At 70.3% G+C, this 15372-nt stretch carries 11 protein-coding genes and 1 pseudogene; 5 read left to right on the forward strand and 7 right to left on the reverse strand.

Annotated features, from left to right (window positions below; all coding sequences use genetic code 11):
• Positions 1 to 22 precede the first annotated feature (22 nt).
• A pseudogene (locus SALPAC6_RS27615) lies at positions 23 to 896 on the forward strand (helix-turn-helix domain-containing protein).
• Here the strand turns inward: SALPAC6_RS27615 and bla are convergent.
• A complete protein-coding gene (bla, locus tag SALPAC6_RS0111395; RefSeq protein WP_018253545.1) occupies positions 893 to 1816 on the reverse strand; it encodes a class A beta-lactamase in 924 nt (307 codons plus the stop codon). The pseudogene SALPAC6_RS27615 and the gene bla overlap by 4 nt on opposite strands.
• A gap of 355 nt (positions 1817 to 2171) precedes the next feature.
• On the opposite strand from bla, the gene SALPAC6_RS0111400 reads away from it, so the two are divergent.
• Positions 2172 to 2870, forward strand: coding sequence for a metal-dependent transcriptional regulator (locus SALPAC6_RS0111400; RefSeq protein ID WP_018253546.1), 699 nt, complete (start codon positions 2172 to 2174; stop codon positions 2868 to 2870).
• Between the two features lie 44 nt (positions 2871 to 2914).
• On the opposite strand, the gene SALPAC6_RS0111405 is transcribed toward SALPAC6_RS0111400, so the two are convergent.
• The 4 genes from SALPAC6_RS0111405 to nrdR all read right to left on the reverse strand — a co-directional run bounded on the left by SALPAC6_RS0111405 (position 2915) and on the right by nrdR (position 7711).
• Entirely contained in the window at positions 2915 to 3154 is a 240-nt protein-coding gene (locus tag SALPAC6_RS0111405; RefSeq protein ID WP_033666360.1) for a DUF5522 domain-containing protein, read from the reverse strand.
• Between the two features lie 66 nt (positions 3155 to 3220).
• Positions 3221 to 4162, reverse strand: coding sequence for a DUF2332 domain-containing protein (locus SALPAC6_RS0111410; protein WP_188115230.1), 942 nt, complete (start codon positions 4160 to 4162; stop codon positions 3221 to 3223).
• Positions 4163 to 4256: 94 nt separating this feature from the next.
• Positions 4257 to 7148: a vitamin B12-dependent ribonucleotide reductase gene (locus SALPAC6_RS0111415; protein ID WP_026189565.1), complete on the reverse strand. Its 2892-nt coding sequence runs from the start codon at positions 7146 to 7148 to the stop codon at positions 4257 to 4259.
• Between the two features lie 56 nt (positions 7149 to 7204).
• Complete coding sequence (gene nrdR / locus SALPAC6_RS0111420) at positions 7205 to 7711, reverse strand: transcriptional regulator NrdR (RefSeq protein WP_018253550.1); 507 nt, start codon at positions 7709 to 7711, stop codon at positions 7205 to 7207.
• Positions 7712 to 8281: 570 nt separating this feature from the next.
• On the opposite strand from nrdR, the gene lexA reads away from it, so the two are divergent.
• Complete coding sequence (gene lexA / locus SALPAC6_RS0111425) at positions 8282 to 9067, forward strand: transcriptional repressor LexA (protein ID WP_018253551.1); 786 nt, start codon at positions 8282 to 8284, stop codon at positions 9065 to 9067.
• Positions 9068 to 9121: 54 nt separating this feature from the next.
• Here lexA and SALPAC6_RS0111430 read toward each other — a convergent pair whose 3' ends face one another.
• Together SALPAC6_RS0111430 and hflX are read right to left on the reverse strand one after the other, a co-directional pair.
• Positions 9122 to 10708: an SMP-30/gluconolactonase/LRE family protein gene (locus SALPAC6_RS0111430; RefSeq protein ID WP_026189566.1), complete on the reverse strand. Its 1587-nt coding sequence runs from the start codon at positions 10706 to 10708 to the stop codon at positions 9122 to 9124.
• A 48-nt stretch (positions 10709 to 10756) separates the two neighbouring features.
• Positions 10757 to 12229, reverse strand: coding sequence for a GTPase HflX (gene hflX, locus SALPAC6_RS0111435; protein ID WP_018253553.1), 1473 nt, complete (start codon positions 12227 to 12229; stop codon positions 10757 to 10759).
• A 209-nt stretch (positions 12230 to 12438) separates the two neighbouring features.
• On the opposite strand from hflX, the gene SALPAC6_RS0111440 reads away from it, so the two are divergent.
• Together SALPAC6_RS0111440 and SALPAC6_RS0111445 are read left to right on the forward strand one after the other, a co-directional pair.
• Complete coding sequence (locus SALPAC6_RS0111440; protein ID WP_018253554.1) at positions 12439 to 13950, forward strand: NAD-dependent malic enzyme; 1512 nt, start codon at positions 12439 to 12441, stop codon at positions 13948 to 13950.
• 148 nt (positions 13951 to 14098) lie between these two features.
• On the forward strand, positions 14099 to 15361 hold the full coding sequence (locus SALPAC6_RS0111445; RefSeq protein ID WP_018253555.1) for a phosphatase: 1263 nt from the start codon (positions 14099 to 14101) through the stop codon (positions 15359 to 15361).
• Positions 15362 to 15372: the final 11 nt, after the last annotated feature.

Below are 15372 nucleotides of genomic sequence, written 5' to 3' on the forward strand. Positions count from 1 at the left end.
TCCGCCTGCGTAGAATCGGCGGGTGGATGTGGTGGCTGCCTGCCGGGCCTTCGTGGCCGTCAGTGGCCACGGCAGCTTCACCTCCGGCGCCGCCGCAGCGGGAATCCCCCAGTCGGTGGCCAGCCGGCGCATCGCCGCCCTGGAGGGACACTTCGGCGCCCGGCTCTTCGACCGGTCGTCCCGGGCGGTCCGGTTGACGCCGTTCGGGCGGGACATGCTGCGTACGGCCCGCCGCCTGGTGGACCTCGCCGGGCGGCGGCAACGGATCCAGCTGGAGGTACGGCCGGCCGACCCGGCAGGGCGCGAACAGCTCTGTCGGACCCTGGAGGTCAGCGCCGGGATCGTCGCGGCTCCGGCCGAGGCGGCGGTCTGGCGGGTTCCGCTCGGGCTGGCCTCCCGAACCGCCTTTCCCGCCCGGATGGTGTTCCTGGAGACCCTGCGCGCCGGTCGCGCCGGCGCGCAGGCGCGACGGCGGATCCTCATCCAACCCGAGGACGATGTCGCGCACCTGCGGGATCCGCTGACCCGCACCGGTCAGTCCGTCGGTCTGGCACCGACCCAGGTGGCGGTCGCGCCGGCCCTGGTCGATGCCGCCGCCCAGGCTCTCAGCTCCCCTGACCTGCTGCTCTGCTCCCCCCAGCAGGCCGAGGACTTCGGGCTGCACTGGTGCACCCTGGCTGATCCCCGGCTCCAGCGCGGCTACGACGTCGCCGCCGGTGCGCACCAGGACCTCGACAGGCTGCGCTCTGCCCTGCACTCGGACATCGCCCGCTGCCTGGGTGCCCAGGCCGGACAACCCGCCGACCGGGGAGCCGGGCAGCGAGGCGACCATGGCACATGTCGCGCGGGTGTTGCACGGCTATCTGCGCACGGGCGCCCCGCCGTGGTGGGGTTAGGTTCCCAGCTGGGCGAGGACCACCTCGGTGGCCTCGGCGATGAGAGCGTTGTCGAAGCTGGCGTCCGGTTCGTCCCGGCTGGACAGTACGGCGAGGACGACCGGCGCGCGATCCGGCGGCCAGAGCACCGCGATGTCGTTACGGGTGCCGTACCCGGCCGCTCCGGTCTTGTCCCCCACAACCCAGCCGTCGGGGACGCCGGCACGGATCAGCTCCCCACCGGTGGTGTTGCCCCGCAACCAGGCGTTGAGGACATCGCGGTCGGCGGGTTCGAGGGCGTCGTCGACCGCGTACTCGCGTAGGTCCTCGGTCAGGGCTCGGGCGGTGCTGGTGTCTCGCGGGTCGCCCGGGGTCGCCTCGTTGAGCTCGGTCTCGTATCGGGCCGCGTCGGTGACGTTGTCGCCGATCCCCTTCAGCTCCTGTTCGAACCGCTCGGGCCCCCCGAGGTGGCGCAGCAGCAGGTTGCCGGCGGTGTTGTCGCTGTAGCGAACGGCGGCGTCGGCGACGGCCCGCAACGTCATGCCCTCGGCGACATGCTGCTCCGTGATCGGCGAGTAGTCCACCAGATCGTCCGCCGAGTACCGCACCACCTGTTCCAGTTCGGCGTCGGTGGTCGCGTCGAGGACCTCGGCGGCGGCCAGCGCCTTGAAGGTCGAGCCGTAGGCGAACCGCTCGTTGGCCTGGTAGCGGACCGTCCGACCGGTGCCGGTGTCGACCGCGTAGATCCCCAGCCGAGCGTCGAACCTCTCCTCCAGCCGCCGGAACTCGTGGTGGAGGTCGGCAGCGGCTGAGGTACCGACGGTTACCGCACCGCCGGGCGCCCGCGCCCCGGTCGCGTCCGCGGTGGCGCAGGCGGACAGCGGGATGAGTGCCGTCACCCCGGCGACTGCGGCGATCACCCGCCGCGTCGAAATCGTCATCGTGACTCCCTACTTGTCGATGACCCGACCACGGAGAGTGCCAGTCGGGCTGGCCTCGACCTTGACAGGGGTTTGGGATGCCGTCGAAGACAGCAGAGGTGAAGTTCATGCTGATCTGGCATATGTGCTTTTCTGTCGTGCAGCTCATGCCCGAGGATCCGACCTCAGCGACCGGCACCATCGGCGCGGGTAACATCGATGTGTCTCACGCCAAACCTGGGGGCCGGGTGACCGTGAAATCCCAGATCGGGGGCCGGTACTGCCATGGTCAACCACAACCTGCGGTAGCGGGTCACGTGGATGATCTGGGGTCGCGCGTGAGACACTTGCCGTCCGATTTGTTTCTCGTTAACGGGTGATTGAGATCATCGCGCACTCACTGGTCGACACGACCGAGATGTACCTACGGACCATCCTCGAGCTCGAGGAGGAGGGGGTACCGCCGCTGCGTGCCCGCATCGCCGAGCGGCTGCGCCAGAGCGGTCCCACGGTCAGCCAGACCGTCGCCCGGATGGAGCGGGATGGTCTGCTCACCGTTGAGGGCGACCGCCACCTCACGCTCACCGAAACCGGCCGCGACGCGGCGGTCTCGGTGATGCGCAAACACCGGCTGGCGGAGCTCCTGCTGGTCAACGTGATCGGCATGCCCTACGAGGAGGCCCACGAGGAGGCCTGCCGGTGGGAGCACGTCATGAGTGACGCCGTCGAGCAGCGGGTCTACGACCTGCTCAACCGCCCGACCCGCTCGCCGTACGGCAACCCGATCCCCGGGCTGGAGGCGCTGGGATCGGCGGACCCCTCCGCCGCGGAGCCCGCCGAGGGGGAGCGCAACCTGGCGTTCCCCGGCCTCTCCGGCACGGTCGTGGTCCGGCGGATCTGCGAGAGCCTACAGAGCAACTCGGACGTGTTGCGCCAGCTACACGCCGCCGGGGTTGACCCGGGTGCCACGGTGACGGTCGCCCAGGAGCGGGACGGCGTATCGATCGACCGCTACGGCGACCGTGTCCGCCTTCCCCGCGAGGTGGCCTCCCGGGTCTTCGTCGCCGCCGGCTGACCGCGACTTCGGCAGCCCCGCACCGCACCGACCCGGCTGAGGGTTCAGTCGAGGTACGGGCAGTGGCGGCAGCCGCGACCGCAGCAGGTGCCACGGCGGGCCAGAAAGCCAGCGGTAAGCACGAACAGTCCGGTGGTCGGATCGGGGTAGCCGGCCTCACCGTCCGCCAGGGCAGCAGCGTGAGCGGCGCAGATCCGCTCGCGTTGCGGGTCCTCGGGCGACAACCGGGACGGGTGCGGCTCGGTCAACGGCCGATTCGCCAACGGTTTTCGCTTCCCACCCACGTCGGGCAGTGTAGGGAGCCAACGGTCGGGGCCCTGCCGCGGCACCCGCCACCGAGTGGCCGGTCGCTAGCCGAACCAGGCCGCTGCCTGCCCGTGCGGCTGGGCCCACGCCAGTGGCTTGCCGTCGAGCGCGAGCACATTGTGGAAGCCGGCGCCGGGTGGGTCGGGCAATCCGTCGTAGGACAGCGCCCGCGGCGACTCCGCGGCGATCCAGTTGGCGGGCAGCCCCCGAACCAACTCGACGAAGGCGGTGCGTCGGCGCTGCGGCACCTGGTACAGCACCGTCGTGTGGAACACCACCAGGGTCGCCTCGGGTGGGGCCAGTGCGGCCACCGCCGGCAGGTCGTCCACCAGGTCGCCGCGGACAAGCAGCGGTGGATCGGCCGCGACCAGGTTCGCCGCCGCCCGCAGCCGCGCCCGCCGGTGGGCATGCTCCGGCCAGATGAGAGCGTCCAGCCAGGCGAGATCGTCCGCGTCGGTCACGTCCAGCGGATTGAGGTCCAGCCCGGCCCGCCACACCACGGTGGGTACCCGGCTCGGCGGCAGGGTGCCGGTGAGCGTGCAGTCGAGGATCGGGCGGCCGTCGCCCAGGAGCTGGCGGTCGTAGCGGTACGCGTACCGGTCGGGGTAGAGGCAGAGCCCCGCCGACGCACCGACCTCCAACAGTGCGAGCGGTTGGGGTAGCGCGGCGAGCAGCGGCAGCAGGACGGCGCACCGCCCCGCCTCGTTCGTCTGGGTCGACCTGCGCTGGATCTCCACCTCGATCGCCGGCCAGTTCGCCAGGACGTAGGCGCGGAAGGCCATAGGGTCCTCGACCGGGCCACCGAGCAGCCGAACGACGCCGAAGAGCAGATTCGGTTGCCGCTTGGCCGGCGGAAGCCGCTCGATCAACGCGAGCAGTTCGGCGTCACCGGACACCGTCAGGGCCAAGCGCTCGTACGCCGGTGACACGCCACATGCTTCCCGGGTGGCGAAGGTGCGATAGGTATTGACTGCCGTCACGCCCACAGGATCGCACCGCAACGGAGAGTCCAGGGCCCACACCGGCCACCGCCCGGTGTGACCTCGGGCACCATCGCCCGAGGCCACACGTCCACGTACGTCAGCTACATCCGCTGGTGGAACCGCAGCCCTCGCAGACGTAGCAGCTGCCGGCCGGGCGCATCTTCGTACCGCAGGTGAAGCAGAGCGGCGCGTCGGCAGCCTTACCGATCACCGCTTCCAGCAGCTCGGTGCTCGACCCCACCGACGGCGCCGGCTGCGCCGCCGCGACATCGGCCGGCTCCTGGGCCGGCTGGGCGACCGGGCCGACCTTCGGCTCCGCCGGCCGGGTCTCGACCGGGGCGGAGGAGGCCATCGCGGTGAGGTCCGCCGTGTTCGCCTCCACCTCCGCCTCGGCCGCGAGCTGGGCGGCCCGCTCCTTGGCGGTGAAGATGCCCAGCTCCGCGCGGCGCTCGTACGGCAGGAAGTCCAGGGCCAGGCGACGGAAGATGTAGTCCATCACCGAGGCCGCCATTCGCACGTCCGGGTCGTCGGTCATACCGGCCGGCTCGAAGCGCATGTTGGTGAACTTGCTGACGTACGTCTCCAGCGGGACACCGTGCTGGAGACCGATAGAGATGGCCACCGAGAAGGCGTCCATCACGCCGGCCAGCGTCGAGCCCTGCTTCGACATCTTGAGGAAGACCTCGCCGAGGCCGTCATCCGGGTAGGAGGACGAGGTGAGGTAGCCCTCCGCCCCGCCGACCGAGAAGGAGATCGTCTCCGACGGACGCTTCTTCGGCAGCCGCTTGCGCACCGGTCGGTACTCGATGACCTTCTCCACGACCTTCTCGACCGCGGCCGGCGTCGCCTCCACCGGCGCCGGGGCGGTGGCCTTCTCCTTCTTCGCCACCGACAGCGGCTGGCCGACCTTGCAGTTGTCGCGGTAGATCGCCAGCGCCTTGAGGCCGAGCCGCCAGCCCTCGAAATAGATCTTCTCAACGTCCTCGACGGTGGCCTGCTCCGGCATGTTGACCGTCTTGGAGATGGCGCCGGAGATGAACGGCTGGACGGCCGCCATCATCCGCACGTGGCCCATCGGGGCGATGGAACGCTCGCCCATCGCGCAGTCGAAGACCGGGTAGTGCTCCGGCTTGAGACCCGGCGCGTCCACCACGTGACCGTGCTCGGCGATGTGCTCGACGATCGCCTCGACCTGCTCCTCTGGATAGCCGAGGCTGCGCAGGGCGCGCGGCACGGTCTGGTTGACGATCTGCATCGAGCCGCCACCGACCAGCTTCTTGAACTTGACCAACGCCAGGTCCGGCTCGACGCCGGTGGTGTCGCAGTCCATCATCAGGCCGATGGTGCCGGTCGGCGCCAGGACGCTGGCCTGCGAGTTACGCCAGCCGTTCCGGTCGCCGAGCTTGTTGCCGAGGGTCCACTGCCGGGTGGCCTCCCGCTGCACCGTCGTCGCGACGGCACCGGTGGGCTTGATCTCGTCGTTCGCGGCGGCGTGCTTGCGCATGACCCGCTTGTGCGGTTCGGCGTTTCGGGCGTAGCCGTCGTACGCGCCGACGATGCCGGCCAACTCGGCGGAGCGCCGGTACGCGGTGCCGGTCATCAGCGAGGTGATCGCCGCGGCCAGCGAGCGACCCTGGTCCGAGCCGTAGGGCAGCCCGGAGGCCATCAGCAGCGCACCGAGGTTGGCGTACCCGATGCCGAGCTGCCGGTACGCCCGGGTGGTCTCGCCGATCTTCTCGGTGGGGAAGTCGGCGAAGCAGATCGAGATGTCCATCGCGGTGATGACCAACTCGACCGAGCGGACGAACTTCTCCACCTCGAAGCCGCCGTCGGCGCGGAGGAACCGCATCAGGTTGAGCGAGGCCAGGTTGCACGAGGAGTTGTCCAGGTGCAGGTACTCCGAACAGGGGTTCGACGCGGTGATCCGCCCGGTCTCCGGGCAGGTGTGCCAGTCGTTGATGGTGTCGTCGTACTGGAGCCCCGGGTCGGCGCACTCCCAGGCCGCCTGCGAGATGGTCCGGAACAGCGGCTTCGCGTCGATCGTGTCGATCACCGTGCCGTCGAGACGGCCACGCAGGTCGAAGGTGCCGCCGTCCTGCACCGCCGTCATGAACTCGTCGCTGACCCGGACCGAGTTGTTGGCGTTCTGGTATTGCACGCTGACGATGTCCGCGCCGCCCAGGTCCATGTCGAAACCGGCGTCGCGCAGCGCACGGACCTTGTCCTCCTCGCGCGCCTTGGTGACCACGAACTCCTCGATGTCCGGGTGGTCGACGTCGAGGATGACCATCTTGGCCGCCCGCCGGGTCGCGCCGCCGGACTTGATGGTGCCAGCCGACGCGTCGGCACCGCGCATGAAGCTGACCGGGCCGGAGGCGGTGCCGCCGGAGGAGAGCAACTCCTTTGAGGAGCGGATCCGGGAGAGGTTGACCCCGGAGCCGGAGCCGCCCTTGAAGATCAGCCCCTCCTCCTTGTACCAGTCCAGGATGGAGTCCATCGAGTCGTCAACGGCGAGGATGAAGCACGCGCTGACCTGCTGCGGCGAGGAGGTGCCGACGTTGAACCAGACCGGCGAGTTGAAGCTGAACACCTGGTGCAGCAGCATCCAGGTCAACTCGTGGGCGAAGATCTCGGCGTCGGCCGGGGTGGCGAAGTAGCCGTACTCCTCACCGGCGGTGCGGTAGGTGGCGACAACCCGGTCGATCAGCTGCCGAAGCGACCACTCCCGCTCCGGGGTCCCCACCGCACCCCGGAAGTACTTGGTGGTCACGATGTTGGCCGCGTTGACGCTCCACTCCTGTGGGAACTCCACGCCGCGCTGCTCGAAGTTGATCGAGCCGTCCCGCCAGTTCGTCATCACGACGTCCCGACGCTCCCAGGTCACCTCGTCGTACGGGTGGATCCCCTCGGTGGTCCACACCCGCTCGACTTTCAGACCCACTGCCGCCTTGCTCCGTGACTTGCTCGTTGTCACACCGTCCCCCGGCATCTCATCGCCCCTCGTCCGCGCCCCATGCGCGGCCCTACCGTCTAACCGTCCACGTCTTACGCGCGGCCCGCACTGGTGCGGCCGGCTGTCCCGACCGCCTCGGCCTCCTCGCGAACTTGCGCCGCGGTCCGCAGCGTCTCGATCTCCCGCTCGAAGTCGGCGAGCGACTCGAACGACCGGTAGACGCTGGCAAACCGGAGGTAGGCCACCTCGTCCAGGTCCCGCAGCGGCCCCAGGATGGCCAGCCCGACCTCGTGGCTGGGGAGCTCGGCCGCGCCCTTGGCCCGCACGGTCTCCTCGACCTTCTGCGCCAGCAGGGCAATGGAGTCGTCGTCAACCGGACGGCCCTGGCACGCCTTCCGTACCCCGCCGATGATCTTCGTGCGGCTGAAGGGTTCGGTGACCCCGCTGCGTTTGACGACCGCGAGGACCGCCTCCTCCACCGTGGTGAACCGCTTGCCGCACTCTGGGCAGGAGCGCCGGCGCCGGATCAGCTGGCCGTCATCGGCTTCCCGCGAGTCAACGACCCGGGAGTCGGGGTGCCGGCAGTACGGACACCGCATGGAGCCCGACCTCCTTCATCGGCCGTGGGCCGATTCGGGCCGCACCCGGACACGCGTCATCACGGCGGAGCCGTCCTTTCGACGGTCTCCGCCGTGCTGGCGGATGAAGTGCGGTCCGTAGTCGAACCCAACCTATAGGCAACTAACGCCCAATGACTACTACATCTAGGGGTTGACCGTATGTCGCCCGGGAACTGAGGTCAAGTTGGCGAGCCTGTCCGGCGCGTCACCAAGCGACCTGGCTCACCCCGCCGACGTAGCCCGCACCACCGACGCCAACGGCACCGTGAATTCCAACCCCCTGCACCCCCGAATCGGTACGGGCCATTCCGACCAACCACCCCTCGAGCCCGAAATTAGAACACAAGTACGACCCGTCATACTATCTACCAGAACAGGAGTGCGGCCCAGGCGGAAACCACCCCCGACACGCCGGTCAAGGTCGTACAGATGTTTGAAGAAGGCTGATCTCGCCTATACGGTCAAGGACGACCGGCTCACGACGGACTTCCGCCGCGAGCCAACACCACGAGCGACGGGGCACCCAAGCGCCGACCAGGGAGGACGGACGTGACCGAGGACCGGACCAACCGGCCGAAGAGCCCGCAGCAGATCACCGAGGCGGGCACGGCGAGCACCCGCCGTCGACGTGCCGCGCGGGGCCGCACCGGTTCGCCCGCTGTACGTCCGGTCACCCCCGTCGTCAGCGCATTCCCCGAACCGGCAACCGTTGACCTCACCGCCCGGCAGCGGCGGATCCTGGAGTTCATTCGCACCTGGGTCGAGCGACACGGCTACCCGCCGAGCGTGCGCGAGATCGGCGAGGCGGTTGGGCTGGTGTCGCCGTCCAGCGTCGCCTACCAGCTCAAGGAGCTGGAGAAGAAGGGCTTTCTGCGCCGCGACCCGAACCGGCCGCGCGCGGTTGATGTCCGGCCCCCCAGCGACGCCCTCGACGACGAGGAGGCGCTCGCACAGCGGCCGGTCCCGGCCTATGTGCCGATGCTGGGCCGGATCGCCGCCGGCGGTCCGATCCTCGCCGAACAGGCCATCGAAGACATCTTCCCTCTCCCCCGCGAGTTGGTCGGCGAGGGGGAGGTCTTCATGCTCCAGGTCAAGGGCGACTCGATGCTGGACGCGGCGATCTGCGACGGCGACTGGGTGGTTGTCCGACAGCAACCCACCGCTGAATCCGGCGACATCGTCGCCGCCATGCTCGACGGCGAGGCGACGGTGAAGACCTACCGGCGGCGGGACGGCCATGTCTGGCTGATGCCGCAGAACCCCGCCTTCGACCCGATCCCGGGCGACGACGCCACCATCATGGGCCGGGTCGTCACGGTGCTCCGCCGCATCTGACCAACAACGGCGGTCGGAGCAGCCAGACCAGCAACGGCTGCCGTAGCCACCAGATCAGTAGCGGCCGCCGTATTGGTCGCGCCCGCCGCCCGGCTCCGGTCCGGGCCCGCTCGGGCCGGAGCCAGAAGCACGGCGCCGACCAGCACGCGGAGCGGCCCCACCGCCGTCGCGGTGCGGCGGTTGGGCCCGGCCACCGCCGTACACGCCACCACCGGCTCCCCCGCCATACACACCGCCGCCCCGGCTCCCACCGGGTGCACGACCGCCACCGGCCCCCTGACCGTTGCCCGCAGCGGGACGGGGGCCACCGGCACCGCCGGCGGGCCGCCTGCCATAGACACCGGCAGCGGGACGGCCTCCCTCCGCCGGGCGGCCACCGCCATTCCCGCCCTTGTCGGCCGGAGCGGCCGCCCGGCCCGGCGCCTGGCGCACCCCGTGGACCCCGGCGACCGGCGCACCGCCGTAACCAGCGCCGCGGGGGCGGTCGGTGGGGTCGCGCGTCCCCTTGTCAGTGGCCGACTTGCCGGCACCCGCAGTCTTGGCCGGTCGGCGCCGGGCCCGTACGACACCGGTTACGCCCGCCCCGACCAGCCCCACACCGATCAGGCCCACAACCCCGATGACCAGGTACGCCTTCCCTTGCACGGAGAGGCTGTCGAACCAGGAGGCCGTTGACTCCTCCGCTCCGTCGGCGTTCGCCCCCGGGGCTGGCTCCGTCTTCGCCGTCGGCGCGTACGACAGGATGTCGATCGGCTCGCCGTCGTCGAGTGAGCCGGCGTCGGACACGGTCAGAAAGGTCTTGCCGTCCGGGGTGTAGGTAATCGCCTCACCGAACGGATCCGCGAGCGGAGTCACCCGTGGTTCCGTCGTCGTCAGCGCCGTCACAAGGTCACCGTCGGCGACGTCGTACTCGAAGGCGTCCGCGTAGGTGCGCAGCACCACCCGCGCGCCATCCGGGGAACGGGCGGCCCCGGTGATCGCCGTACGCCCGGGTGCCTCGAACGCGTTCTCCGTCTCGGTCGTCGGCAGCTCCACCTCACCGAGCTTCTTCATCTTCCCCGGTTCGGTGTCGCCGCTGGGTAGTTCTCCATCAACGGTGAAGATCTCGGCCTTGCCGGAGAAGACCTTGGTGATGATCACCGGTACGCCGTCATCGTCGATGACCAGAGCCTCGGCGTCCCGCGGCTCGTTGTCCGGGTAGGCGAGTCGGTGCAGCGTCAGCCTCTCGTCACCGCTCACCGGCACGCTCCACACCGCCACCCGCTCCCGGCTGCTGGGCGCGTTGTCGCCGGTGTCGGCGACCCAGAGGGTCTTTCCGTCTGGCGACAACGCCAGGTCCTCAGTGTCCAGGGGACCGGCGACGGAGTAGCGGACCGGGTCCCCGGTGATCTCGCAGTCGGCGTCCAGGAAGAAGACCCGCTGGTGACTCTCGACGTTGGTGCTGTCGTTGATCACGATGTAACCGGTCTCGGTGGCCACCAGCCCAGACAGCTCCCGCAGCCGGTCGTCGGTGACGGTGCACCGCTTCTGCCCCTCCGCCGCAGCCGGCGACGGCACCATGACCAGGAGTACACCGATGGCTACCACGGCTGCCCCCAGCAGGCTGAGGGCACCCGTGGCCAGGGTGAGAAGGCGACGCATCCACATAGTGTCGCATGGCGGCAGATCACCGCAGCCCACACGGAACGGCTACGAACGCACCCCAAAGCCCACCGCCGTCGGCTCCGGCGCGGTTGCCTCGGTCGACTGGAAGGGCGCCAACTCGGCGGCGAGCGCCGCACTGACCCGGGCCTGCAGCAAAGTACCCTCGGGCAGGTGCGCCGTGCTGAGCACCTCGCCCTGCTGGTGCACCCGGGCCACCAGGTCACCCCGCTCGTACGGCAGGACCGCGCGGACCTCCACCGCTGGGCGGGGTAGCCGGGTCTCGACCGCGCGGCGCAGGTCGGCAACGCCGTAGCCGGAGTGCGCGGAGACGAAGATCGCCTCCGGCCAGAGCCGCTTGAGCCGAAGCAGGGTCTCCGCATCGGCGGCGTCGGTCTTGTTGACGACCAGCAACTCCGGCAACCGGTCGGCACCCACCTCGGCGAGAACGGCACGGACGGCACGAACCTGCTCTTCCGGGTCTGGGTGGGTGCCGTCAACGACATGCACCAACAGGTCGGCCTCCGCCACCTCCTCCAGGGTGGAGCGGAACGCCTCGACGATCTGGTGCGGCAGATGGCGCACGAAGCCCACTGTGTCGGAGAAGGTGAAGTGCCGCCCTTCTGCGGTGGTCGCCTTCCGGATCGTCGGGTCCAGCGTGGCGAAGAGCGCATTTTCCACCAGCACCCCGGCCCCGGTCAGCTGGTTCAACAGACTGGACTTGCCGGCGTTCGTGTAGCCCGCGATGGCCACCGCCGGCACCGCGTTGCGAGAGCGACGGGCGCGCTTGGTCTCGCGTACCGTGCGCATGGCTTTGATCTCCCGGCGCAGCCGGGAGATGCGGTGCCGGACCCGCCGTCGGTCGGTCTCCAGCTTGGTTTCACCCGGGCCACGCAGACCCACGCCGCCACCGGCACCACCGCCGCGGCCGGATCCACCACTCTGCCGGGAAAGGGTCTCACCCCAGCCCCGCAGGCGGGGTAGCAGGTACTCCAGCTGGGCCAACTCGACCTGCGCCTTACCCTCCCGACTCTTCGCGTGCTGGGCGAAGATATCCAGAATGAGGGCGGTGCGATCGACGACCTTCACCTTGGTGCGCTGCTCCAGGTTGCGAAGCTGGGACGGGGAGAGCTCCCCGTCGCAGATCACCGTGTCGGCGCCGCTGGAGAGCACGGCCGCCCCCAGGTCATCCACCTTGCCGCGGCCAACGTAGGTGGCCGGGTCGGGCCGTTGCCGGCGCTGGATCAGCCCCTCAAGAACCTGCGAGCCGGCCGTCTCGGCCAGCGCCGCCAGCTCCGCGAGGGAATTCTCGGCATCCTGCTGCGACCCCTCGGTCCACACCCCGACCAGGACGACCCGCTCCAGTCGGAGCTGGCGGTACTCGACCTCGGTGACGTCGGTCAGCTCGGTGGAGAGGCCGGGGACCCGCCGCAGCGCCTGCCGCTCCGACAGCTCGAACTCACCGGTGGTGGCGTCGAACCCGTCGCCCTCGTCGGGAAGGAAGGTCTCCTGCTCTGGCAAACCGCGCCTCCTGTCTGTGTTGGCCGCCCCGGGCCGTGCTGCTGACCGCGGTGGGCGTCGGCGGGCTGTTTGCCCGCCGCATTGCTGGGAAATTGCGGCCGGCTCCCCGCAATCCTGACATGTGACAACGCCACCCGCATCGGCAATATGCCCGGACTACCCGCTGGTATCGGGGTCGGATGCGGTGCCGTCACCGGGGGCGAGTAGAAATGCGAGGCGAGTCGTTCAGCATCATCGGAAGGAACTGTGTGGCCACCACCCGACTGCCGAGTGCCGGATTCTCGATCACGGTCCGGATCGCAGTAACCGCGGATGCCTCCTCCATCGGGCGGTTGACCACCACGGTCGGCGAGGCCGGGGCGATCGTCACCGCGCTCGACGTGGTCGACTCCGACCACACCCACGTCACCGTCGACCTGACCTGCGACACCGCCGACGCCAACCACGCCGACCAGGTGGTTGACGCGCTCACCGCGCTCGACGGGGTTGACGTGCGCAAGGTCTCCGACCGCACGTTCCTGCTGCACCTCGGCGGCAAGATCGAGGTCAGCCCGAAGGTCGCGCTACGCACCCGGGACGAGCTGTCCCGGGCGTACACCCCGGGGGTGGCCCGGGTCTGCCAGGCCATCGCGGAGAACCCGGCGGACGCGCGGCGCCTGACCATCAAACGCAACACGGTGGCGGTGGTCAGCGACGGCTCCGCCGTACTTGGCCTGGGCAACCTCGGGCCGGCGGCGTCGCTGCCGGTGATGGAGGGCAAGGCGGCGCTGTTCAAGCGCTTCGGCGGGGTGGACGCCTGGCCCGTGGTGCTCGACACCCAGGACACCGACGAGATCGTCTCGATCGTCAAGGCGATCGCACCCGCGTACGGCGGGATCAACCTGGAGGACATCGCCGCGCCACGCTGCTTCGAGATCGAGGCACAGCTACGCGCGGCGCTGGACATTCCGGTCTTCCACGACGACCAGCACGGCACGGCGATCTGTGTGCTGGCCGCACTGACCAACGCGCTCCGCGTCGTCGGTAAGGATCTGGCGCAGGTACGGGTGGTGGTCTCGGGCGCGGGCGCCGCCGGCACCGCGATCATGAAGCTGCTGCTGCGCCAAGGCGTGGGCGACATCATCGCGTACGACCGGCAGGGTGCGCTGCACCGCGGGATGACCGGGCTGAACCCGGCCTGGCAGTGGCTGGCCGAACACACGAACCGGGAGAACTACTCCGGCGACCTGGCCGGGGCGGTCCGGGGCGCGGACGTCTTCATCGGCGTGAGCGCACCCAACCTGCTCACCGGGGACGACATCGCCGCCATGGCCAAGGACGCGATCGTGTTCGCGCTGGCGAACCCGGACCCGGAGGTTGACCCGCGGGAGGCGCGCAAGCACGCCGCCGTGGTCGCCACCGGCCGCTCCGACCAGCCCAACCAGATCAACAACGTGCTGGCCTTCCCCGGTGTGTTCCGGGGGATGCTGGACGCGCACGCGGAGGGCTTCACGGAGGAGATGGCGCTCGCCGCGGCCCAGGCCATCGCCGACGTCGTCGGCCAGGAGAAGATCAACCCGACGGTTATCGTCCCCAGCGTCTTCGACTCCCGGGTGGCCCCGGCCGTCGCCGCCGCCGTCCGCGCCGCCGCGCAGAACCCGGCGACCACCCCGCCGCCGGCCGCCGACTCCGGCCCGGCCGAGTTGCCCGAGATCGCCGCCAACGCGAGCGCCACCCCCTAGACGCCCCGCCACCCCCTAGACGCCCCGCCACCACCGCGCACCAGATCACCGCGACCAGCCGGTGTTCCGGGCGCGGTGTGGGCCGCAGTACAGCTGGTAACCGCATTTCGGCGGTCCTCGGCAACCGCAGATGGTGGGATTCCAAGCGATGACCAGCACACTTTGGCGACGCCTGCTGGCTGAGTTCGCCGGCACCGCCCTGCTGGTCACCGCCGTGGTCAGCTCCGGAATCATGGCCACCACCCTCGCCCCCGACCAGGTCGGCCTTCAGCTGCTGGCCAACTCGATCACCACCGCCTTCACCCTCGGCACGCTGATCCTGATCTTCGGACCGGTCTCCGGGGCCCACTTCAACCCGGTCGTCTCCGCCGCCGACTGGTTCCTCGGGCGACGCGCCGGCACCGGTCTGACCGCCGGCTCCCTGGGCGCCTACGGAGTGGCCCAGATCCTCGGCGGAATCGCCGGTGCGGTGCTGGCGCACCTGATGTTCGACCTCGCCGCGATCGACTTCGCCGGCAAGGAGCGCGCCGCCTGGCACCTCTGGGTCGGTGAGGTTGTCGCCACCTCCGGGCTGGTCCTACTGATCTTCGCCCTCGCCCGGTCCGGGCGCGCGTCGGTCGCCCCGGCCGCCGTCGGCGCCTACATCGGGGCCGCGTCGTGGTTCACCTCGTCCACCTCCTTCGCCAATCCCGCGGTCACCATCGGCCGGGCGTTCTCCGACACCTTCGCCGGCATCGCCCCCACCTCGGTGCCCGGTTTCATCCTGGCCCAGCTGGCCGGACTCGCCCTCGGCGTCGGCCTGCTCACCGCCCTCTACCCCGACGCCGGTGCCGCCGCCGACCAGGTCGTCGTCCCCGCAGAGCCGGCAGCGACGGGAAACCAGGGGCCGCCAACCAGTCGAGCGGACCGCCGCCGCTCTCCGGGCAGGCCACCGCCCAGCTCACACCAGCTCGACGAGGGACACCTCGGGGCTGCTTCCGCCGACTCCACCGTGCCCGGCAAACCCTCGGTGCTGTTCGTCTGCCGCCACGATGCGGGCGGCTCACAGCTTGCCGCCGGTTGGCTACGCCAGCTCGCCGGCGACACCGTCGTGGTCCGCTCCGCCGGCTCCGCCCCCGCCCGCCAGGTCGACCCCGCCGCCGCGGTGGCAATGTGGGAGGTCGGCATCGACATCACCGGTCAGGTGCCGACGCTGCTGCGGCACGCGACCGCGGCGTCCGCTGAGGTCATCATCACCATCGGGTGCCACAGTGATCTTCCCGACCTTCCGGGCGGGCGCCACGAGAACTGGGACCTCGACGACCCCGCCGGCCTGGGCGTCGAGGCGATCCGCCCGATCCGCGACGAGATCCGGAACCGGGTGGAGCAACTGCTCGCAGAGCTGCGCCGCACACCAGGTAACACCCCGTAACGGAGTCTTGT

The organism is Salinispora mooreana (genome assembly GCF_000379065.1).
Taxonomy (GTDB): domain Bacteria; phylum Actinomycetota; class Actinomycetes; order Mycobacteriales; family Micromonosporaceae; genus Micromonospora; species Micromonospora mooreana.

Coding starts and splice junctions, on each gene's coding strand:
- SALPAC6_RS0111445 (WP_018253555.1), top strand. CDS start 14,099: ATGACCAGCACACTTTGGCGACGCCTGCTGGCTGAGTTCGCCGGCACC.
- nrdR (WP_018253550.1), bottom strand. CDS start 7,711: ATGCGGTGTCCGTACTGCCGGCACCCCGACTCCCGGGTCGTTGACTCG.
- SALPAC6_RS0111440 (WP_018253554.1), top strand. CDS start 12,439: ATGCGAGGCGAGTCGTTCAGCATCATCGGAAGGAACTGTGTGGCCACC.
- SALPAC6_RS0111430 (WP_026189566.1), bottom strand. CDS start 10,708: ATGCGTCGCCTTCTCACCCTGGCCACGGGTGCCCTCAGCCTGCTGGGG.
- SALPAC6_RS0111415 (WP_026189565.1), bottom strand. CDS start 7,148: ATGCCGGGGGACGGTGTGACAACGAGCAAGTCACGGAGCAAGGCGGCA.
- bla (WP_018253545.1), bottom strand. CDS start 1,816: ATGACGATTTCGACGCGGCGGGTGATCGCCGCAGTCGCCGGGGTGACG.